This window comes from Hanamia caeni (assembly GCF_003721595.1).
GTDB lineage: Bacteria > Bacteroidota > Bacteroidia > Chitinophagales > Chitinophagaceae > Ginsengibacter > Ginsengibacter caeni.
This window is the reverse complement of the sequence record NZ_RJJR01000012.1, coordinates 1-21838: the sequence shown is the minus strand read 5'-3', so window position 1 is coordinate 21838 and position 21838 is coordinate 1. Positions and strand designations below refer to the sequence as shown.

22 protein-coding genes are annotated in these 21838 nt (G+C 41.6%); 9 read left to right on the top strand and 13 right to left on the bottom strand.

The window, feature by feature from the left end:
• Nucleotides 1–15: 15 nt before the first annotated feature.
• Complete coding sequence (locus EFY79_RS13975; protein ID WP_123121349.1) at nt 16–384, top strand: DoxX family protein; 369 nt, start codon at nt 16–18, stop codon at nt 382–384.
• A gap of 220 nt (nt 385–604) precedes the next feature.
• Here the strand turns inward: EFY79_RS13975 and EFY79_RS13970 are convergent, their stop codons facing one another.
• From EFY79_RS13970 to EFY79_RS13940, 8 genes are all read right to left on the bottom strand, one after another.
• Complete coding sequence (locus EFY79_RS13970) at nt 605–1048, bottom strand: cupin domain-containing protein (protein WP_123121348.1); 444 nt, start codon at nt 1046–1048, stop codon at nt 605–607.
• 68 nt (nt 1049–1116) lie between these two features.
• Nucleotides 1117–1719 carry a Crp/Fnr family transcriptional regulator gene (locus EFY79_RS13965; protein ID WP_123121347.1) on the bottom strand — a complete coding sequence of 201 codons (603 nt, stop codon included), beginning with the start codon at nt 1717–1719 and terminating at the stop codon, nt 1117–1119.
• 292 nt (nt 1720–2011) lie between these two features.
• Complete coding sequence (locus tag EFY79_RS21765; RefSeq protein WP_233578021.1) at nt 2012–2332, bottom strand: alpha-ketoglutarate-dependent dioxygenase AlkB family protein; 321 nt, start codon at nt 2330–2332, stop codon at nt 2012–2014.
• The gene (locus EFY79_RS13960) at nt 2230–2640 is read right to left on the bottom strand and encodes an alpha-ketoglutarate-dependent dioxygenase AlkB family protein (protein ID WP_233578023.1); all 411 of its coding nucleotides are present in this window, start codon (nt 2638–2640) and stop codon (nt 2230–2232) included. Before EFY79_RS13960 ends, EFY79_RS21765 begins: the two co-directional genes overlap by 103 nt.
• On the bottom strand, nt 2627–2872 hold the full coding sequence (locus EFY79_RS13955) for an Ada metal-binding domain-containing protein (RefSeq protein WP_123121346.1): 246 nt from the start codon (nt 2870–2872) through the stop codon (nt 2627–2629). Before EFY79_RS13955 ends, EFY79_RS13960 begins: the two co-directional genes overlap by 14 nt.
• Nucleotides 2873–3137: 265 nt before the next feature.
• Nucleotides 3138–3272: a hypothetical protein gene (locus EFY79_RS21905; RefSeq protein ID WP_262684458.1), complete on the bottom strand. Its 135-nt coding sequence runs from the start codon at nt 3270–3272 to the stop codon at nt 3138–3140.
• A gap of 214 nt (nt 3273–3486) precedes the next feature.
• Nucleotides 3487–3780, bottom strand: a complete 294-nt coding sequence (locus EFY79_RS13945; RefSeq protein WP_123121344.1) for an NIPSNAP family protein — start codon at nt 3778–3780, stop codon at nt 3487–3489.
• 53 nt (nt 3781–3833) lie between these two features.
• Nucleotides 3834–4787, bottom strand: a complete 954-nt coding sequence (locus EFY79_RS13940; protein ID WP_123121343.1) for an NmrA/HSCARG family protein — start codon at nt 4785–4787, stop codon at nt 3834–3836.
• Between the two features lie 246 nt (nt 4788–5033).
• On the opposite strand from EFY79_RS13940, the gene EFY79_RS13930 reads away from it, so the two are divergent.
• The 3 genes from EFY79_RS13930 to EFY79_RS21900 all read left to right on the top strand — a co-directional run bounded on the left by EFY79_RS13930 (nt 5034) and on the right by EFY79_RS21900 (nt 8263).
• Nucleotides 5034–7208, top strand: coding sequence for an ATP-dependent helicase (locus tag EFY79_RS13930; RefSeq protein WP_123121342.1), 2175 nt, complete (start codon nt 5034–5036; stop codon nt 7206–7208).
• 276 nt (nt 7209–7484) lie between these two features.
• Complete coding sequence (locus tag EFY79_RS13925; RefSeq protein WP_123121341.1) at nt 7485–8051, top strand: hypothetical protein; 567 nt, start codon at nt 7485–7487, stop codon at nt 8049–8051.
• Nucleotides 8052–8131: 80 nt separating this feature from the next.
• Complete coding sequence (locus tag EFY79_RS21900; protein WP_262684455.1) at nt 8132–8263, top strand: hypothetical protein; 132 nt, start codon at nt 8132–8134, stop codon at nt 8261–8263.
• A gap of 61 nt (nt 8264–8324) precedes the next feature.
• Here EFY79_RS21900 and EFY79_RS13920 read toward each other — a convergent pair whose 3' ends face one another.
• Nucleotides 8325–9266 (bottom strand): energy transducer TonB, encoded by a 942-nt coding sequence (locus tag EFY79_RS13920; protein WP_123121340.1) that lies wholly within the window; start codon nt 9264–9266, stop codon nt 8325–8327.
• Nucleotides 9267–9746: 480 nt separating this feature from the next.
• Between EFY79_RS13920 and EFY79_RS13915 the strand changes: the two genes are divergently transcribed.
• Both EFY79_RS13915 and EFY79_RS13910 read left to right on the top strand, forming a co-directional pair.
• Nucleotides 9747–10244, top strand: a complete 498-nt coding sequence (locus EFY79_RS13915) for an SRPBCC family protein (RefSeq protein WP_123121339.1) — start codon at nt 9747–9749, stop codon at nt 10242–10244.
• 201 nt (nt 10245–10445) lie between these two features.
• Nucleotides 10446–11048 carry a GNAT family N-acetyltransferase gene (locus EFY79_RS13910; RefSeq protein ID WP_123121338.1) on the top strand — a complete coding sequence of 201 codons (603 nt, stop codon included), beginning with the start codon at nt 10446–10448 and terminating at the stop codon, nt 11046–11048.
• A 71-nt stretch (nt 11049–11119) separates the two neighbouring features.
• On the opposite strand, the gene EFY79_RS13905 is transcribed toward EFY79_RS13910, so the two are convergent.
• The 4 genes from EFY79_RS13905 to EFY79_RS13890 form a co-directional block, all read right to left on the bottom strand.
• Nucleotides 11120–11776: a glycosyltransferase family A protein gene (locus EFY79_RS13905; protein WP_123121337.1), complete on the bottom strand. Its 657-nt coding sequence runs from the start codon at nt 11774–11776 to the stop codon at nt 11120–11122.
• A gap of 162 nt (nt 11777–11938) precedes the next feature.
• Complete coding sequence (locus tag EFY79_RS13900) at nt 11939–12670, bottom strand: MIP/aquaporin family protein (RefSeq protein WP_123121336.1); 732 nt, start codon at nt 12668–12670, stop codon at nt 11939–11941.
• Nucleotides 12671–12710: 40 nt separating this feature from the next.
• Complete coding sequence (gene glpK, locus EFY79_RS13895; RefSeq protein ID WP_123121335.1) at nt 12711–14210, bottom strand: glycerol kinase GlpK; 1500 nt, start codon at nt 14208–14210, stop codon at nt 12711–12713.
• Nucleotides 14211–14366: 156 nt separating this feature from the next.
• A complete protein-coding gene (locus EFY79_RS13890) occupies nt 14367–15128 on the bottom strand; it encodes a DeoR/GlpR family DNA-binding transcription regulator (RefSeq protein WP_123121334.1) in 762 nt (253 codons plus the stop codon).
• Between the two features lie 237 nt (nt 15129–15365).
• Between EFY79_RS13890 and EFY79_RS13885 the strand changes: the two genes are divergently transcribed.
• The 3 genes from EFY79_RS13885 to EFY79_RS13875 all read left to right on the top strand — a co-directional run bounded on the left by EFY79_RS13885 (nt 15366) and on the right by EFY79_RS13875 (nt 21748).
• Nucleotides 15366–16979, top strand: coding sequence for a glycerol-3-phosphate dehydrogenase/oxidase (locus EFY79_RS13885; RefSeq protein WP_123121502.1), 1614 nt, complete (start codon nt 15366–15368; stop codon nt 16977–16979).
• Nucleotides 16980–17077: 98 nt separating this feature from the next.
• Nucleotides 17078–20140 carry a SusC/RagA family TonB-linked outer membrane protein gene (locus tag EFY79_RS13880; protein ID WP_199727540.1) on the top strand — a complete coding sequence of 1021 codons (3063 nt, stop codon included), beginning with the start codon at nt 17078–17080 and terminating at the stop codon, nt 20138–20140.
• 42 nt (nt 20141–20182) lie between these two features.
• Complete coding sequence (locus EFY79_RS13875; RefSeq protein WP_123121332.1) at nt 20183–21748, top strand: RagB/SusD family nutrient uptake outer membrane protein; 1566 nt, start codon at nt 20183–20185, stop codon at nt 21746–21748.
• Nucleotides 21749–21838 lie beyond the last annotated feature (90 nt).

The following is a 21838-nucleotide window of genomic DNA, read 5'->3' as shown; positions in this document are numbered from 1 at the left end:
TTTAAATAAGCGGCAATGACATCAAAATCTGTTCATATTATTTATTGGATATCCACTATTCTCTTTGTGGCGCTAATGCTTTTTTCTGCCGTCGGAGGAATTAAACCTTCAGAAAATGTTATAAAGATATTTCATGACGGCCTGGGCTACCCGATATATTTCATACGTTTTATCAGCGTTGCAAAAGTGTTAGGTTGTATCGCGATTTTGATACCGGGTTTGATGCGGATAAAAGAATGGGCGTATGCAGGGCTGTTCTTCGACCTTACCGGCGCGGTTTATTCAGGCGTTGCCGTTTCGGATAAGTTTGATCCGATGATACTTACGATGCTGATATGGATAGTTCCCGGTGTGGTGTCTTATTATTTCTGGAAAAAGTATTAAAAGACCGCCTTCGAAATATGGCTTGTCGCACAATGTTTCAGTCTTACCGCAGCCGGTTTTAATTCCGTGTGGGCAGTTCCGAACCTTGATTGCTATTTGCTGTTCTACATTTCAGTTGTTGCGAATTCTTCCATCGGGTGATTAGGTCATCTTCAATAGTATATATCTGCCCCATTTTTGCTTTAGCTCTTTGCCCGACCTTTTCAATTTTTGATGCTCGTTATGCATGTTGCATTTTAGGCATCACAGGCACCAGTCCGTGTTTAGCCATAACGAGCCCTAACTTTTGAAGGTCAGGAGGGCCGCCTGCATTGACTATCCCGGCAACTTCTTTAAAGAAGATAGAACCGAGCAGCGCCGGAGTAATTACGGCCAGTGCCTTGGCATCTTCTTTTTTTAAATTGTCAAACCCGTGTACGGCGCCGCGCGGAATGAAACAAGTTTCGCCCGGCCGAATGTCTATGGCCTTACCATCAACCGTAAAAGTTAACGTACCCTCCAAACCATAAATGGTTTCATCATAATGTTCGTGATAATGTGGAATGGGCACCTTTGCGCCAACCGGTACCGTAAATTCAAACATGGCTGCAGAACCGTTGGTATCTGCGGCTTCCAGGAGGAAGTCAATAATAATTTGACCTGCTTTGATCGTTTCTCTTTTCATATTTATATTTTTTAAAGCACAAAACTATATGGGCGCTGCAGCAAATTCCTTGATTCCGGATAAGAAAATTATTTCTCCGAAATTTTTTTCCTGATGCGACTCAACGTCTCAGGTGTCATGGCTAAATAAGCCGCGATTTGATACAGCGGTATCCTTTGCAATAAATGCGGTTCTTCCTGTACAAACCGCAGGTACTTTTCTTCAGGAGTGTCAACCGTTGCTTCGGCAAGCCGTTTTTTTAGCAAATAATTGGTGTCTTGCTGCGCCCTTATAAAACCCAGCGTGAAAGATTGAATGTGAGAAATCGCATACACCCAGTTTTTTTGATTGATTGCCTGAAGTGTACTGTTTTCAAGCGCCTGAACACACAGTTCGGTGGGCTTATTATCGAGGAAACTCACCAGCTCGCTACACCAGCCGTTTTCAATTTTAAAATAAATGGTACGCTCCCCGCCATTGTTATTAATATAATACTGCCTCAGGCAACCTTTTTCCACAAAGTAAACCTGCCGTACAATGTCACCGGAGCGATAAAGATGTTCATTCTTTTTTACATGTACGGTTTCAAATAGCTGGATAACTTTTAGTAACTCATTGTCAGGAAATTTATATTCCTGTTTAAGATGAATAGAAAGAGGCGATTGGTCCATGAGTTTCTGTTTGGCAGCCATTTTAATTATTCTGCGTGCTTTTGTACCACGATTATAACAGTCTTTATCAGCGATTTGAAGGTATAAAATTCTTTACTTCTTTCTCTTTAAAAAGAAATCTTTAAAAGAATCCACGCCGCAGGTAGTTTTTATTTTTTATTGAATTATCACTTGATTCTTCGCCAAAGCAGGACGGATTTTGTGCAGTGGCAAATAAATAAGGGTAATTTTTATTTTCAAAAAATGTAGGAATTTCATGCCGTCACATTACCCGGCCGATGCCGGCAGCTACTTGCTTTCTGGCGCGGTCAACTTAATGAATAATCGTTCTGAAGGTCAGGTTGATTCTTGGTGTGGTGATGCGCCTGGCTGGCGGAAGTCGATGCAGCCAAAATGTTTGCGTGGCGTCTTTCATTACCAATAAACTTCCGTGTTGCAGCATCATTTCTATTTTTTCTTTGGTTGTTTTGTGTTTGAACGCAAACTTTCGTTCTGCTCCGAAACTTAATGAGCCGATTGCCCCGTCTTTTTTCAGATCGGCTTCCCCGTCGCTGTGCCATGCCATGCCTTCTTCGCCGTTATGGTACAAATTGAGCAAACAGGAATTAAATGTCTCGCCTGTTTCGTTTTCGATAGCGCACTTAAGTGCCAGCAATTCCTTTGTCCACGGTAAAGCGTATTTGGTGATATTGGAATATATTTGGTGATATTGGAATAAGTGTATTCAAATCGCTTTTCGCCATACCATGCCACTTTCCGTTTGGTAACAACCTTCTTCCCGAAAATTACGGCTTCGTCGTTTCGCCAGGCAATGGTGTTCATCAATGTATCAAAGTAATAATCCGCTTCTTCCGGGCTGAACAATTTGCCGTAATAATTCACCGTGCCGCCATGCGGCAACCAGTTTTTTGCTTTGTCAATAACGTCTTCAAACAGATTCATTCTTCCATTTTTTATAGGATGCCTTCATACAATGTCCGCAGGGGCGATACTTATTTTCCAAAGCTTCCTTTTCCGTTGAAAAGAAAACCCGGTTTTCCTTTTTCATTTTTTTGCCCGAAGCGCACGACAAAGTTCCATATATTTTTAGTTGCCGGTTTCCGCCCCAACGGATTTCCTGTCGCCTGATTTTACTTCGCAGGGGGGCACCGGAAATATCGATGTGCCGTATCATTACCTGTCTTTAAATCTTTGCATAGCTTCCGTTTAAATGTTCCTTGCAAAATTGGGATGGGCTGCCGTGGCAGAAAACCCGGAACTTGCTGAATTTAAATTGGAATGTGATATCAATTTGAAGCCGGGCCTGCTGATTTCTTCCGGGGAAATAACAATAACGCGCACCTTGGCATTACCTTTGTCGGTGTGCACGAATCAGGCTTCCTGCACCGATCCACGGCACGAAAAGTGAGGAGAGCCGCATCATACCCTGCCCCATAAAATCAATGACAGCCACCTTCGCGCGAGGCAGGTGCAATGTCAATTATGGTTGGATTGAATCCAAACTTTTTCAGCCAGTAGGCCAGTGTTGTTGCTGCAATACCTGCACCTGATAGTAAGATGTTTCTATTGTTCATTTTCAAATCTACACCTGGCGGTTTACAGGGTCGCTAATGCTTTGCTCTTTAACCACAAAGTCACAAAGTACACGAAGAGCCACAAAGAAATGTTTCGCCGGGTCAAAATGAGTGAACACTCATTTTGTCAAGGATTTCCGCTCACCGGTGTGGATAAAGCTACCATGTGGCTATATCCTTGCAGCATGTTTTAAAGGTGACAAGTACCCTGAATTTATGAAACCTGGTAAATTTCTCTTGATCCTGTTAAATACATTTCGTGGTAACCCTTCATTTTTTCTTTCATTGATTTCATTTCTTCACTGTCCTGTGCATACTTTTGAAAACTTTGTTCGTATGCAGTAAGGCTTTCATACTGGGTTACCATTACTACCTTATTGTAATTGCCGGTCACGTCTGTCATGACGTGGACCAGGTTATCATTATCGGCCATAACTTCTTTAAACAATTTTGCGAATTTTGAAGCCTGACCCGGCTTGCAAATAAAAATGTCGTGAACGATTATCATAACGGGAAATTTAAAAGTGAAGTAATACGGAAAAGAATTGTTATACTAAGTTATTAATTTTCAAGAGGAATTTTTTTCCCATTTTCTTCAAGCCACATTTTAAATGACTTTAGTTCAGGATTTAATTCTTTAGAGAATTTTACATCCCGAATGCTATTGCATACATCATCAAAATCCCGGTAAAACTGGAACATATTTCCTAAATCATCCGCTCCCGGAAAGCCAAAGCTGCGGTAGGTTTCAGGCGTAATTTCATTGTAAACAACTTCTTCGCCCAATGCATCCGATAAATCTTTTGCCATGTCTGCACAAGTAATTTGCTCCCCTGCAATGCCTACTCTTTTACCAATTAACTCTGCGCCTTTTTTAAATATTCCGTAAGCGCATTTACCAATATCATCCCCGGAAATACCCGCCATTTTTTTGTTGCCCATAGGAAAAGTTATTGAAAGCTTGCCGTCGGCTCCCCGCTTTGGCCCCATTCCAAAATAGATCATGTTATCCCAATAGTAAGATGCTAACATAAATGTAGTGGGCACACCGGCATCAGTAAAGTAATGGTCAGCTTCTCCTTTTCCATCAAAATGCGGCACCTTATACTTGCCATGAAGCGTGGGCATTGAATCATCATCAAGAGGAACATATTTTCTTACATCTTCAAGAGTTGACCAGATTACGTGTTTCAAGCCGGCTTCCTTTGCCGCCTCTGCCATTTTTTTTGCTTCGGACGTTTCTTTTTCCGCAGAAAAATGCGCCCAAAAAAATGTAACAAAATAAGCTCCATATGCACCTTGCAAAACACGTTTCAAACTATCAGCATCATCCACATCGCCGGCTACTACTTCGGCTCCTTTTGCCGCAAGTTCTTTCGCTTTATCTGAATTGACATCCCGTGTTACAGCACGTACAGCGAATTCGCTATTGTGGTCGTTAAGAATGGCATGAGCCAATCCGCCGCCCTGGGCGCCGGTTGCACCGAATACTGCGATAATTTTTTTCTGAGACATAGTTTTTATTTTTTTAAAATTTACACTTCAAGTTACTAAAAAATTAGTTAGTTTAAAAGCCTGCAATGAAACACATTTTGTATTGCAGATACGATGTACTTAAGCAATATGAATATGATACTAAAATCTTAAAATGGAATACTGCGGCATGGGGAGAGATTCCGGCTGACTATGGGAGAAAATAATTTCGCTTTATATTGCATTCAGTCAAAGCCAATGTATCGTTCACAGACTTAATTTCAAATAGTGCATCAAACCAAAACAGATTTAAGCAATCTAAATGACAAACAAAGGGAAGCCGTTGTTAGCGAAGACAAACGGCTTTTAGTTTTGGCAGGTGCCGGTTCGGGCAAAACAAAGACTCTTTTACAAAAACTCATTTATTTAATTGAAGAAAGGGGTATAAGCCCATCAAATATTCTTGCGGTTACATTCACAAAGAACGCAACAAATGAAATGATTGACCGCTTAATCATTTCAGCCGACACGACAGGAGAGTATGAACGGAAACTTTCGGACAAACAATTAAGCAAATCTGAAAAGGATGCTGAAAGATTTCATTACCAGAAAAAATATAAGTGGATTGACAGCTTAACAGTGAGAACATTTCACAGTTTCTGTTACACCATCCTTCGCAACTACGGTGTGAATGAATTTGATAACAAATTTAGAATCATCGGTGACGAAAAACACAGGGAAGAAGATGAACTCTCAAAGTATGTGGCACCTGAAACCGTTTTTGAAGTAGTTCATAAACTTTTAATTGAACAATGCGAGGACACAGAATTTTTGTTGCAACTCAAACGCTACATTTTAGATTACATCATTGACAAAATACACCTAAGGAAAACAGATGGAAAGTATTTACCGAAAGACGGAAAATATTTCACAACTCTTGATGGAACTAAGGTCCGTTCAAAGTCGGAACAGTTTATTGCTGATTGGTTTTACAGGCACAGCATCAGGTATGAATATGAACCTTTATTGAATGTGAAGGATTTTGATTTTCATCCCGACTTCTATATTCCTGATGCAAACCTTTACATTGAACACGTAAGCAATAAGAGTTTTTCAACCAGGGACAAAGAGGAACAGTTTAAAAAAGGAAACTTGTTGTTAGTAAAAACTTATGAGAGCATGACTAAGGATTCTGCTTTGTTCAACCATACTTTGGATAAAATTTTAAAGAACCGGTTGCCTTCAAATTATCACAGAACAATTGCGCTCACCTACAAAGAGGAGTTCAATGGCTATCATGAAGATGTAAAAGATTTTGTTGCACAAATCATGCGTATCACCGACATGATGAAGGTTGAGAACATCGACTTTGATTCTGTTTTAGAAAATGCAGGAAAAGACCAACACGAAAGAGTTCGGAATTTTTACGAGTTAGCAATTCCAATTGTAAAAAAATATGTTAACTATTGTATTGACAAATCTTATCTTGATTTTAACGACCTGATTTCACGAAGCACTTCCCTGTTTCAAAATCACGAAGACATAGCAAATAAATATAAAAGCAAGTATCAATACATTTTGGTTGACGAGTTCCAGGATGTAAATAATTTACAGGTTGATTTGATAAAGCTTTTACTCACTGACCAAACACAACTCTTTTGTGTAGGTGACGATTGGCAAAGCATCTATGGTTTCAGAGGTTCTAATGTGAGTTACATTGTTGACTTTGAAAATCACTTTGCCAATTCAAAAATCATCAAACTCAATCTCAATTATCGCAGCACACAAAATATCGTTGGTGCAAGCAACGAAGTAATCAAGCACAACAAATTCAGAGTTGAAAAGGATATTCAGGCATCGAAAATGTCAGAACATAAAATAGTAGTGTATTCGGGTGGCAGTGAGGAAGAAAACATTCAATTCTGTTTAGACAAAGTAAGAGAGTTACAAAACACAGGACTGACAAGCGAGGATATTTTATTTCTCTATCGCAGAACTCACATGTATAATCCCGGTGCATATTCGGGCAAACCTTCCTACTCAAAAACTTTTTATAAAGAAGGAATAAAAGTTCAGGCAAAAACTATTCATGCAGCAAAAGGACTTGAAGCAAAAGTTGTTTTCATCATTGGCTTAACCGAAGGCAACGGAGGTTTTCCCGACATTTGGTTAGAGGACAGAATCTTTCAGGTTATAAAAAAAGGAAATCATGATTTGCTTATGGAAGAAGAACGGCGACTATTTTATGTTGCAATCACAAGAGCCAAAGACAAACTGTTCCTGATAACAGAAAAGGGCAACGAATCCAGCTTTTTAAAAGAGATTCCCGACATCTTCACAGTTAAGACAAGCGTACCGATAAAATCAGTTGTAGAGAAAGTTATTACTTGTCCTACGTGTTTCAGCCAGCTTGAAAAGCTTTTTTCCTTTTGCCCCTATTGCGGACACAAAACAACGGAGTGACGAAGCCATTTCGATATACAAACGCTCACCGGTAATTCAGGTTGACCAATCTCTATCAGCAAACGAACCAGCCTTCCGGTAGGTCGGCAAATAACCGACTTTTTTATTCTATATTCGGCTAGGTTCCGGCGGGGCGTCCATTGAATTCAAGCAGATCGTACTAAAAGCTATTTACCCCGTTAACAAACACCTCATGACAAGCACCTGTGACAGCTCTTCATCTTTAGAGTGTGCCGAAAATCCAATCAAAGAGTGGGCAAAATAATTTTAATAGTTATGGCAAAACAATTAACCATGGTTGCTCCTGTAAAAGGCGTCACTAACAACGAATGTATTCGCATAGCACCCATGCACTATCCTAAAGCTAAAGTGGATTTAAAAAGCCTGGGAAAGAGCACAGAAGACGCGGAATTATTGCAAATTACACTTCCGCCGCCACTCCTTGTGTATCAACACGGGCCTTTAATTCAGGAGGTAAAAGTATATACCATTTTTTGGGGTAAACATTGGAAGTCCAACCACGCCTTTGCTAAGCTGGCAAAAGAAATCAATAAGTTTTTCAAGGACATTTTGGTAAGTTCCTTAATAGACCAGTTGGCTGAATACAATACACCCACATTTACGATAAATCATGGCTCGCTCATTGGAAGTAAAACAATTACCGCCAATGCTCCGGGCAGTGTGATCACTGATGCGGCCATTCAAAGCCAGCTAAAAGCATGGATAGCTTCACATACTGTTCCGGCGTGGGATAAAGACACTTTGTACTTCCTCTACCTCGACAATGGAACGAGTGTGCACATGGGTGGCAGTGCCTCCTGTACGGCTTTTTGCGGCTTCTAAACTCACATCAAACTTTTTAGACTCAATGCTTTTCAAACTAAAAGAGGTTATTAACTAACATAAACTACCGCTAACAATGGATGACCGATGCACAACTACCATCTTCAGTTTACCTGAACGGCATTTCATATCATGATAAAAGTGATTTCGGACTTATCAAAAAACAATATTTGTTTGCGGTATCAGGACAGGTGGATCAGCAGGGAGCATAAAGAGGGGAAAAAGGAATGAAACTTAGGCCTGGTTGAGTGCGCAGCACCTTACAATTACTGCTTAATTTTCCTGCGCGAAGGTAATAGGCTGTCTTATTTTTTGAACCACTGCTCTATTATGTCTTATCGCAGGTAGCCACTTTGGAGATTTTTTAAAAATGGTGAGGGCTATATTATCAAAAGATTTATTAAACGGGACTTCTACAAACGGATCCAACACATTGCCATCTTCGTCTATGGTGGCTGTTATGACTACTGTAACCTGGTCGGCATTCACGAGTTGGTATTGTGAAGGAAAGTAAATATGCTTCAAAATAAATTTCTTCCATCCTTCCTGTCCACCGGGAAAAGTCGGAGGCCTGTCTTCAATCGCCGTATTTACCGGAGCGCCGGAAGCGTCAAAATATTCTTCTTTTTGAACCTCGTCAATGTTGTAAGTTATGCGGGCTGCTATTTGCCCGTTGGCATGAAAAAAAACCCATGGGCCGTTAAGCTTTCCATTCATCATTCTTCCTGCGCTGGAAGGAGCGCCATCCCTTCGCCAGGTTACTTCTACGGCAGAACCATCCGGATGATACGAAATAGAATCGGCCGTATAGCCATTGCTGTGCCATCCCAGGGAAGTACCCGTAGGTTTTCCGTTGACATATACTGTGGAATCTTCCATGAAGCCGGTGTGGTCATAACGGATCCATAAGCCTTCTTTTTTATTGTGTACGTTTCGACCAAAGCTTTCCGGGATTCCATTTGCATAAAAAAAGCGGAAGTATCCGTTGGCGATCTTGTTGGCGCTGTCTTCATAGAGGCCGCTCATCTGGAGTGTCTTTGTGCCCAGGAAATAATCATGGCGCAACCATCCGCTATCCGTCTTTTGTATTTCTGAAAAAAAACGTGCCTGCTCAGGAGTGCAGGGTTTCCATAAGTAATCGTAATAAGCCTGGATTTTTTGGGCTTTACCCATAGTCGCCATGAAAATCGGGATAAGCAGCAGAATAGCTTTCATGTTACAAATATATTTTGACCGGGTTAAATACGTACGCAAATAATAAATATTGTGAGAAGGATTAGGATGTTCATTTTTTAATCGTCATTGTAGGTGATTAAAGATGAAAACTTTTAAAAAGATATCACCTCCCAACTTATCCTTATCCAAGGCTCGTGTCTCCCCGAACCTGGTTAATCGGGCTTGAGAGAAAACATCAATAATTTTTTGCCTCTAAACATCGGTTCATGAAGACAGGAACCCCGGGGATAGAGATTCGAATCCCGGGGATAGCATAAATAGCTTAGAAAATGAAAAGAGGGCGCAATGATTTAAATTTGAAACATTGGAAGGGGCGCCACTATATTTGATATGACAGGCATTTTTCCGGAAAATTAGTGGAAAGAAAGGAAAGGTTTTGACAAAAAGAATGCGGTAATGAAATATGGATGAGTCACAACCCAAAAATGTAAAGTAATCAATGAAAGAAACAGATAACAAATGGCGCGGACGATAAAACTAAAAACGGTGTTGCCCTATCCGCAGGAAAAAGTCTGGCAGGCTTTGACAGACCCAAAATGGCTGGGTAGCTGGTTTATGGAAAATAATATTGAACCAACGCAAGGACATTCTTTCACATTCAGAATGAAACCGCAAAAAGGTTGGGATGGAATTACACATTGCGAAGTAATATCCGTTGAACCACGAAAAAGAATTGCTTTTACTTATCGTGGCGAAGCGACAGGCGAAAAAGCATTGGCTTGTGCAGGAATCCATTCCGACAAAGCAGACAAGCTAACCAAAGGGATTTTTACGAAGCTGGACACAATCTTAAGCTTTACGTTAGAGCCAACTTGTGGCGGCACAATTCTTTCAATGGAACACTCGGGCTATCAAGGGCTGAAACTTGTCATCATTAGTTTGATTATGCAAATGGGTTGGAAAAAGCAGTTGAGAAAACGACTTCCAAAAGTGTTGGAACGGATGACAAACGAATAGTCGATAAAGCGCCGTGCTGCTCACAAAAGACGGCAAACAAAATTGATAGTTTCTCAATTGATTCATACATTGACACGTTAAAGAAGATAAGTTCTTATAATTTGCTACCATCAAAAATCAATGGAATTAAGTTTGAATCAAAAAAATAATCAACTTTACAGTTCACTAACATTTAGTTAGATAATAAAAAAAGGTACCGCCATGAACTTTCCTTTTGACGAAGAAATAACACTTGAAAATGATTTTGCGCTGCTGAGGCCAATCACCAAATCTGACGTCGACAATTTATTACCCATAGCTACCGAAGACAAGGATTTACTGCAATTTTCGCCAGCCCCGATTTATACCCCGGAGTTGTTAGAGAGCTATATTGACAAAGCTGTTTTAAGCAGGTTCAATAAGGACCGCTACACGTTTATCGTATTTGATAAAACAAAAAATTCCTACGCCGGAAGTACCAGTTTTTTAAACATTTCCAACCCGGACGACAGGCTTGAAATCGGGGCGACCTGGTATGGCAAAAAATTTCAGAGAACGGGATTGAACAGGAATTGCAAATATTTACTACTGGAATTTGCGTTTGACCAACTTGACGCCGAAAGAGTAGAGCTTAAAACGGATGAAAGAAATGTAGCCTCAAGAACAGCGATTGAGAAAATCGGCGGGCAACCGGAAGGAACATTAAGGCGGCATACGTTACTGTATGACGGTTTTAGGCGAAACACCGTATACTACAGCATTTTAAAAAATGAATGGCAACAAATGAAAAGCCATTTTTTAGACCATAAGTCGACAACTGGTTGATAAAAATTTCTGCGGATAATCCGGCTATTTCAAGCCAGCGTGACGGAATTTTATTTGGTACACTTCAGAATTTATGGATTGATTATTTTTTCCATCATTAGATTGGTGAGAGAATCAGGATTTTCACGATGATACACGTAAGTAGGGATTGAGGTTTTATGTATAACAGAGCCGGTGGCTCCTACCCTTTCAAAAAATTCTGCATCGCTTCCCATGGCAATATCCCGGAAACCTTTAAGAGAAAATGCCAGCTCTTTTTTTATAAAAAAAGTGCCGCCAATCACACAATCATCCAGGTGAATTAATTTACGGTTATCAAAGCGGTCAGGCACATATTCATTGCCGATAACAGATAAGCCACCATACAAAAAATCGATTTCCGGATGTTGCGCTAAAATTTGATTGCGCGTATCAAGGTGATTGAAAAGGTATTCATCATCCGAATCAAGAAAAGTGATGTATTTTCCTTTTGCTAAAAAAATACCTGAATTTTTTGCCAGAGAATAGCCTGTGTTTTTTTGATAAATAAATTGCAAACGGCTATCATCCAAAAATGGCTTTATCTCAGATTCAGTGTTATCGGTGCTTCCATCATCAATAATAATCCCCTCCCAATCTGTGTGTGTTTGCTGAATCAAAGACTGCAATGCCCGTTTTAAAAGCATCTTCCTGTTATACGTAGTAATAATGACGGAAAAAAAAGGCTGAGCAGATAGAGAAACAGGCATTTCGTGTAATCAAAAATTTTGATACAAAGTTAACAACAGTTTTAATGAGAAGAACCGGGATAAAAAGCACTGAAGTATCGATTGCTTCCGCGAAAACCAGTAAAAGGAAAAATAATACAAATTTTTATTTTGCTATCCCTGTTTCGCAATTCAGCTCAATTTTTATCCATTAAGTATCAGGTATAAGCCCGCGGCGATGGCGGCTCCGACAATCGGCCCGATTATGGGAATCCACGCATACTTCCAGTCGGTTTTAATTTTATTTTTAATAGGTAATAGCGCATGAACAATCCTGGGGCCAAGGTCGCGGGCAGGATTAATAGCATAGCCTGTGGTTCCTCCGAGCGATAAACCGATAGCCCAAACAATAAAAGTAACAGGTATGGCGCCGATAGAACCCAAACCGATAGGCGTTTTTTCCTTTCCTATTTCACCATTCGTGATATAAAAAACAGCAATCAACAAAACAAAGGTTCCTAAAAGCTCGCTGATAAAATTCAATCTCCTGTTTCTAATGGCTGGTATGGTATAGAATGAGGCGGCCTTCAAAATAGGGTCTTCAGTTATTTTGAAGTGGTCTTTATACATTATCCAAACTAAAAACGTACCTATCATAGCGCCCAGCAATTGAGCTACAATAAATGCAGGCACCTGTGCCCACGAAAATTTTCCGGCAATTGCCAGGCCTATCGTCACGGCCGGGTTTAAATGCGCGCCGCTATAAGGGCCGGCAACTACCACGCCTGCAAAAACTGCGAGCGCCCAGCCTGTAGTGATTACCATCCAGCCTCCGCCGTTTCCCTTGGTATTTTGCAGCACCACATTTGCCACTACTCCGTTTCCAAGAAGAATTAAAATCATTGTGCCAATTAGTTCGGCAGTAAAAGGACTCATATTATATACGTTTTATTTTTCTGGACTCAGTTTTCAGCATCTATATTTTATCTTGGGTTTTAGTCCATTCATTTACGGCCTTAATCGCCCTGAACCATCCATTTATCAATTCTTCCCTGTTTTCCGGAGCCGGCTCAAAGCGTTTATTTATTTGCCATTGCTTTTGTATTTGTTCAATATTATCCCAAAACCCTACTGCCAAACCGGCAAGATAAGCCGCACCAATTGCAGTTACTTCCGTTACTTCAGGCCTCACTACAGCGGCCTTCAGAATATCGGCCTGAAACTGTAACAATAAATTATTCTGCGTGGCGCCGCCATCCACGCGAAGCTCTTTAATGTCAATGCCCGAATCTGATTCCATAGCTTTCAAAACTTCCATCACCTGGAAGGCGATTCCTTCCAACGCGGCCCTGCAGAAATGACTGCGGTTGGTGCCACGCGTAATTCCAAATATAGTGCCTCTGGCGTACTGGTTCCAGTAGGGCGCGCCAAGGCCTGCAAAAGCAGGAACCATATACACACCGCCACTGTCTGCCACTTCTGATGCCAGCGTTTCTATTTCGGCTGCGGAAGAAATTATCTTCAGTTCATCCCGTAGCCATTGCACTACAGCGCCGGCAATAAAAATACTGCCTTCAAAAGCGTATTGAACATTATCGCCGATTTTCCAGGCGACGGTGGTAATCAGATTATTTTTTGACAATACGGGCTTGTCGCCGATGTTCATCAGCATAAAACAACCTGTGCCATAGGTATTTTTAACCATACCGGGCTTCACACAAATATGGCCAAACAATGCCGCCTGCTGGTCGCCCGCAATTCCGGCAATGGGCACTTTGGTTCCTAAAAATTGACCTGAAGTTTCGCCATACACTTCACTCGACGATTTCACTTCCGGCAGCATATTTTTTGGAATCTGAAAAATATTCAACAGCTCATCATCCCACTCAAGGGAATTAATATTGAAAATCATAGTGCGTGAAGCGTTGGTAACATCCGTTACGTGCAATTGCCCTCCTGTAAGGTTCCAGATGAGCCACGTATCCACCGTTCCAAAAGCAAGTTCACCTCTTTCAGCCTTTTGCCTTGCGCCTTCTACATTATCAAGAATCCATTGAATTTTGGTGGCAGAAAAATAGGCGTCTAAGACCAATCCCGTTTTTTCGCGGATATTTTTATCAAGGCCCTGTTGTTTCAATTCGTCACATTTTTCTGCAGTGCGCCTGTCCTGCCATACAATCGCGTTGTAAACCGGCCGTCCTGATTGCCTGTCCCAAACGATAGTAGTTTCTCTTTGGTTAGTGATGCCGATAGCGGCTATTTCATCAGCGCTTAAGCTTTCTTTCAATACGGCTTCCGTTATTACTGATGCTTGTGAAGACCAGATTTCCATGGGGTCGTGCTCTACCCATCCCGGCTTCGGATAAAACTGGGTAAATTCTTTTTGCGCAATGGAAGCAATCTTCCCTTCATTATTAAAAAGGATAGCCCTTGAACTCGTGGTTCCCTGGTCAAGCGTGAGGATATATTTTTTCATCAAAGCAATATTTAAAAATCAAAAAAAATAATAAAAGAAACTAAATGAAAGTTTTTAGAAAGGCAAATTAGGGTGAAATAATTACAAAACAAAAATTATTGAACCTGCACTAAAAAAAATAATTTGAAATAGTAAGCCTGCTTTCCCGGGGTGAAATCAAACAAGCGTAACCTTAATGCCGGAACTAATACACTTTTCAACAATAGCCGGGGAAATGTTTTTATCAGTTATTATTTCGTCAATTTCATCAAGGCCGCAAATACGGCTAAAACCTCTTTTTCCAAATTTGGTATGATCGGCAAGCACAATTACTTTTTGTACTACCTGCATCATTTGTTTATTCAATTGCGCTTCCATTGAATTGCTGGTGGTAACGCCAAATCCGAAATCTATGCCATCCACCCCAAGAAATAATTTGGTACAAAAAAAATCGCTGAGAATATTTTCTGCATAAGAACCCACAACTGAAGAGGAACTGTGTCTCATCAATCCCCCTAATTGTAAAACATCAATGTTTGTATGCTTCACCAATTCGCCGGCCACCTGGATAGCAGAAGTAATTACAGTCAGCTTTCCGGAAGGCTTTATTTCGCGGGCCAGCGCCAGCAAAGAGGTTCCGGATGCTATGATAATAGAATCGTTAGGTTCGATATACTGAGCTGCCTTTATTGCAATTGCCTTTTTTTCTTCCCGTTGCAAATTTTCTTTTTCATTGACGGGCCTGTCTGCTGTAAATGGATTAGTGTTACTGGCTCCTCCGTGAATCCTGAAGAGCTTATTACTTTTTTCCAGCAATTTTAAATCCTTCCTGACGGTAACAGCCGAGACCTTTAATTTCTTGCATAAATTAATTACGCTCTCATACCCTTTTGCCTGTACCATTTCAAGTATTTTCTGGTGTCGTTCTACGCTTGACATACATTTAGTTTTACAAAACGAATGTATATAATATAAAAGTGAATTACAAAAACCACCTGGCTCCTGGTAGAGACGCAAATCATACTTGTCCTGTAGCTGCTGACTGCTCCACGAAACTGTGGGGTAGTTTTGCAGTAAAACAATAAATAAGAAAAAATTTTCTTTTGTGTTTCGATTTATTGTTTTTACTTTCGTTTTGTATTGTTATGGTATTTGTTATCCATTAAATGCATGCAAATGAAGCAATTCGACAGGACTAAACTACTGGAATCTTTAAAAGAAACTGATGAATGGGACATTGTAATTATCGGCGGCGGCGCTACAGGGCTGGGAATCGCGGTGGATAGTGCAACGAGGGGATTTAAAACATTATTGCTGGAGCAGGAAGACTTTGCAAAAGGCACCTCAAGCCGTAGTACCAAATTAGTGCATGGCGGCGTCAGATACCTCGCGCAGGGAAATGTGTCGCTGGTAAAAGAGGCCTTAAAGGAGCGCGGGTTGCTTTTAAAAAATGCACCGCATCTTACAAAAAATGAAACCATCATTATCCCGTGCTACTCATGGCCGCGCGGTTTATTCTATACCATTGGGCTCAAATTATATGACTGGCTTTCGGGCAAATGGAGTATTGGAAAATCCCTGCTCATTAATAAAAAGAAAGTAATTGAAAGATTACCCGCAATAAAAAAAACCTCGCTGAAATGCGGCGTGTTATACCACGACGGCACCTTTGATGATGCACGGCTGGCAATGAACCTGGCGCAAACCTGCGTAGATAAGGGCGGCATAGCGGTTAACTATTGCAAAGTGATTTCTTTAGATAAGGATGAGGCAAACCAGATAAATGGTGTTTCTTTTGTCGACAGGGAGTCGCAGAAAAAGTACGACATTAAGGCGAAAGTAATTGTGAACGCCACCGGCGTTTTCGCTGACGATATTCTGGACATGGATACGCCCGGCTCCCCTCCCATTATCCGCCCCAGCCAGGGAATACACCTGGTATTGGACAATTCCTTCCTGCAAAGCAAAGACGCTATTATGATTCCGCATACCGATGACGGCCGCGTTTTATTTGCCATACCGTGGTATGAGAATGTACTCGTTGGCACAACAGATACGCCGCTATCCGCTCATTCGCTGGAGCCGAGGGCCTTAAAGAGTGAGGTAGACTTTGTATTGAATACCGCAGCCAATTATTTTTCAAAAATTCCATCCCGGGACGATGTGCTAAGCGTTTTCGCAGGCTTAAGGCCACTGGCCGCCACTGGCGACAAGTCCGACAAGACAAAAGAAATTTCCAGGAGCCATAAAGTACTTATTTCCAAAAGCGGGCTTGTATCAGTAATTGGTGGGAAATGGACCACCTACCGCAAAATGGCCGAAGACACTTTATCCAAAATTATCCGCAGCAAAATGTTGCCTGATAAGGCTTGCAAAACGGAGCATTTAAAAATTCACGGGTATGAACAATTACCCAAACACAACGGCCAATTTTCCATTTATGGTTCAGATAAAGAAGGAATTCAGAAAATAATTGAAACAGATGCCCGGTCGGGTATTTCATTAAGTGACACGGTATACCTCACTAAAGCGCAGGTGATATGGGCCGTCAGAAATGAAATGGCACAAACAGTTGAAGATGTGTTGGCAAGGCGGACAAGAATATTATTTATCAATGCCCGCGAAGCACACCGGCTTGCGCCCGAAGTTGCTGACATCATGATGAAAGAATTACATAAAGATGAAGAATGGAAGCTGAATCAGGTAGCGCTTTTTGGCCAGTTAGCCAATGGCTACCTGTTGGATGGCTACCCAATAAAAGACTCTTTACATCACCTAAACGAAAATTAAAATCTTAAAATCCACTATTTATTAATCCAAAAACAAAAAAAATGCAACCATTTTTACGATTTCCTTTTTTAAGGAATCCAATTACTGTCAGGTCAAATTTGAGGATATTGATACCGGCGTGGTTGATTCTATCAGCGGCCCTTATGTTGCCCCAGGTTACCATGGCTCAGCAACGAACTGTTTCCGGCGAAGTATTGTCTGCCAAAGACCAATCGCCGCTGGCTGGCGTTTCGGTGATGGTAAAAGGAACTACAAACGGAACAACAACTGATCCCAATGGCCATTTTGTACTCCACGACGTTACTTCCAAAAGTATGCTTGAGATTTCGTTTGTGGGGTATGTAACCAAAACAATTCCCGCGGGAAATGGAACGCTTCGCATCGAATTGGAGCAAAACGCCGAGCATCTTGAAGATGTAGTAGTTGTTGGTTATGGCACTCAGAAAAAAGTAAATCTCACCGGCGCTATCAGCACGGTAGATATGACTGAAAAGGCCGGCCAGCCTATCACCAATGCAAGCAATGCGCTGCATGGCGTGCCGGGACTGTATGTAAATCTTAGCCAAAGTCAGCCGGGCGTAGACAGAGCAAATATATTGATCCGAGGCATGGGCACTTTAAACAATAACGATCCGTTGGTGTTGGTGGATGGAATAGAATACTCTATGGATGAATTGAATCCAAATGATATAGCTACTATCACCGTATTGAAGGATGCTTCTGCTGCCATTTATGGTTCAAGGGCGGCAAACGGTGTTATTTTAATCACCACAAAAAAAGGAAAGGGAAAATCAGCAGTCAATTACAGTGATTACTTCGGCGTACAAAAAGCTACCTATCTTCCTGATGCTATCTGGGATCCGATTGTGTATATGAACCTGATGAACCAGGCCGCATCCAACGAAGGGAAAAAACCTTATTTCGACTCTGCAGATATTGAAGAATATAAGGCCGGAATGAAAACCGATCCTTTTACTTACCCCGCCAACAACTGGTTTGATATTGCCCTCAGAAACGGGAGCATTCAAAAGCACGATATAAGTGTTTCGGGAAGCACGGATAAATATAGCTATCGCTTGTCATTAGGCTACCTTGACAGGGATGGTATTATTTTCGGGCCAAATAACAGTGAAAGAAAATATTCCATCGGGCTTAATACTTCCATACACGTAAGTGATAAACTGGAAGTAGGATTTACGCTCGATGGGTATTACAGGTATTATACACAACCCTCTTATTCAAACAGTAGTTTTTGGCAATACCTCATGCGCGCCACCCCTGTGGAAAATGATACGTTAGCAAATGGAAATTATGGATACACATGGCTGCGCGTTCCGGGAAGAAATAACTGGGAACAGCCAAGGATGATTGCGTACGAAGGTTACGACAGGAAGTATGTTCAGCGATTTGTGTCAACCCTTTTTGCTACTTATAAGCTACCCTTCGATATCTCGTATCACATCAAATTTGGCGTGGATAAATATGATGGATTCAGAAAATCCTTTATTCCCCAAATGGTGAAAGAGCAGGCTAAGACCGGGACTATGTATAACTGGAACAGTCCTTCCACAGCGCCGCGCGCTTATAATTATGATGATAATGACCTGAACCTGCATTTTTATAATACGCTCAACTGGCAACATAAATTTGCCTCAGTTCATAACGTGAGCGTAATGGTGGGCGCCAGTTATGACACCTATGATAACAACTCCTTTATGGCCGAAACAACGGGCTATCTTGATGCCTCCCTGGAAGCTTTAAGCGCTGGAAGTGTTTTCCAAAGCATTTCAGGTAATGGAACGAAAGATGCCCTTGAATCTTATTTTGGCCGCGTGAACTATGATTACAAAGGCAAGTATCTACTGGAAGGAATCTTCAGGTATGATGGTTCTGCCCGATTCGGCCCGGGCCACCGCTGGGGTTCGTTTCCAGGCCTTTCCGCAGGTTGGCGTATTGATAAAGAAGATTTTTTTAAATCAAATTTTATTAACCTGTTGAAGATTCGCGCATCCTACGGAAAGCTCGGTAACCAGGCTGTTCCGTTATACAGCTACCAAAGCTTTATTACGCTTGGCCATGACTATAGTTTTGGCGGGCCAAATGGCGTATTATCGCCCGGAGCAGCGGCCACAGCTTACTCAGAGCCTAAGCTTTCATGGGAAACCACTACAGATTATGATTTGGGGGTAGATATAAATTTTCTTCAAAATAAAATCAATCTTTCGGCAGATATCTACAGGAAACAAACTACCGGCATACTTCGTCCTGTAAATTTACCCGCACAGGTGGGCAATTTAACCGGGCCACAGGAAAATGTTGGCTCTGTAAACAATGATGGCATCGAGGTGGTAGCTCAATACAGGGATAACATTGGTGAGTTTAATTATAGCGTGTATGGAAATGTTGCCTATAACAAAAACAAAGTAACAGACCTGGACGGCCAGATTTTGTATGATTATCAAACCAATTTGTCCACTATCACAAAAGAGGGATTGCCGATAGACGCATTTTATTTATACCAGGCAGAAGGCATTTTTCAGAGCAAAGATGAAGTGGAAAACAGCGCCTACCAAAGCCCCGATACAAAACAAGGATGGATAAAATACAAGGATATCAACGACGATGGAAAGATTGATGGAGATGACCGTGTAGCAATGGATATTTCGTCAGCTTTTCCTAAATATACTTTTGGTTTCGGAGTCAAATTAGGGTATAAAGGAATTAGCCTTGATGCTTTCTTCCAGGGCGTGGCAGGCATCAAAATTTTTCCCACCGCCAACTATGCGTTTCCTTTAAACAATGGCGCGGGCGCCACATGGGAATGGGTCACAGATTCATGGACACCCGAAAGGCCGAATGCAAAATTGCCTGCGATTATCGAAAGTAATTATGGCAGCAAGGGAAACTACCTGCCTTCTACTTTTTGGTTGAAAGATGGAGATTATGTGCGTCTGAAAAATATCCAGCTTAGCTATGAGCTTCCTGCAAAATGGCTGGATAAAGTAAAAATAAGCCGCTTTAGCGTTTTTCTGAATGCAGAAAACTGGTTAACATTTGCGAAATACAAAGAGTTCGACCCGGAATCGACCGTAAATGTGAGTTCATTGTATCATTATCCGATGTTAAAAACATTCACCGGAGGCATAAACGTAACCTTTTGATTTTTCCATCTAAAACATTCATTGATTTTAAAATATAGAAACATGAAAAAAATACTTCTAATAATAATTGCTGCCGGGTTGGTTATCAGCAGTTGCACCAAGACTTTGCTGGATACGCAGCCTGACGACCGCTATGTGCAAAGTAATTTTTGGAGGTCACAGGCCGCTGCCACTGCTGCATTAAGCGGCGCTTACTCAGTGCTTGCTTCTTCGGGGCTTTACGGTGGCGACGCTACTCCACTTCTTGAGGAAACTGCCACGCCCAATGCCTACAGCTATGACAATACCAGTTCCTGGAATTCAATCGCTGAAGGTTTGCAATCAGCCGCTACAGGCGGCATTATCACAAGCCGCTGGGGAAACAGTTATGCCGGCATAGGCCGATGCAATACCTTTCTTGCCAATGTAGATAAAGTGGATATGAGCGAAGATTTAAAAACACGCATGAAAGGCGAAGCCCACTTTTTAAGAGCCCTGTTTTATTTTAACCTCGAAAATTACTGGGGTGCAGTTCCTTTAGTGTTGGATCCGCCAAGTCCTGAAACCCAGGATACCTTATCAAGAACGCCGCGGGAGCAGGTAGTGCAGCAAATGCTCAAAGACCTTGATAGTGCAGAAATGGTATTGCCCTCACATTATAGCAGTTCCGATTTAGGCAGGGCTACCAACACTGCTGCCCGTGCGCTTAAAGCCAAAATATTACTATTTGAAGCAAGCCCGTTGTTTAATTCAAATAACGATATGAACCGATGGAAAATAGCGGCTGATACTTTGAAGGCCGTGTTGGATATGGCAACAGCGGCGGGGCATGGCTTGTACAATGACTATCGCGGTCTTTTCCTTCCTGAAAATGAAAACAATAAAGAAGTAATCTTTGATGTGCAGTTTATTTACCCGCTTCAGGGAAATTCTTTTGACCTGATTGACAGGCAATACAATTCAAACGCGCCACTGCTGGGTTTGGCCGAGGCTTATCAAATGAAAAACGGGCTTCCCATTACTGATCCGCTTTCTGGCTACAACCCGGATTCTCCTTATGTAAATCGTGATCCCCGCTTGTATGCAACTATTGTTTTCCCCGGAGATAAATATATGGGCACTACTGTAAAGCCAAGCCGCTTCGCCATTACCGGCTATGGCGTGGAGAAGTATAGTATTTATACAGAAGAAAAACCACCGTCTGATCTTGCAGACTTAAAGTCGGGCCAATCATATACGAATTACATCGTACTTCGCTATGCCGATCTTTTACTCATGTATGCTGAGGCGCAAAATGAAGCAACAGGCCCTGATGAAAGTGTGTATAGCGCCGTTAACCAGGTGCGCGAGCGGGCAGGCCTTCCTGACCTTGCCGAAGGTCTTTCGCAGGACGATATGAGAGAAGCTATCCACCACGAACGGCGGGTTGAATTTGCATGCGAAGGCTATTATTATAACGATATCCGCAGGTGGAAAACTGCAGAACAAGTGATGAACGCCACTATTTACGCATGGGATCATACGCAGATAGAAACAAGAAAATTTGATCCCGCAAAAGATTACTGGTGGCCCATTCCGCAGGGAGAGCTGGATTTAGACCCCAACCTGGAACAGAACCCGGGGTATTGAGTGTCACGAATAAATAATGAATACAAATTAGTTCTTTGATTTTATTATTTAATGCTATGTAGATGATGATGGTCGGCCCATCGGTAACGG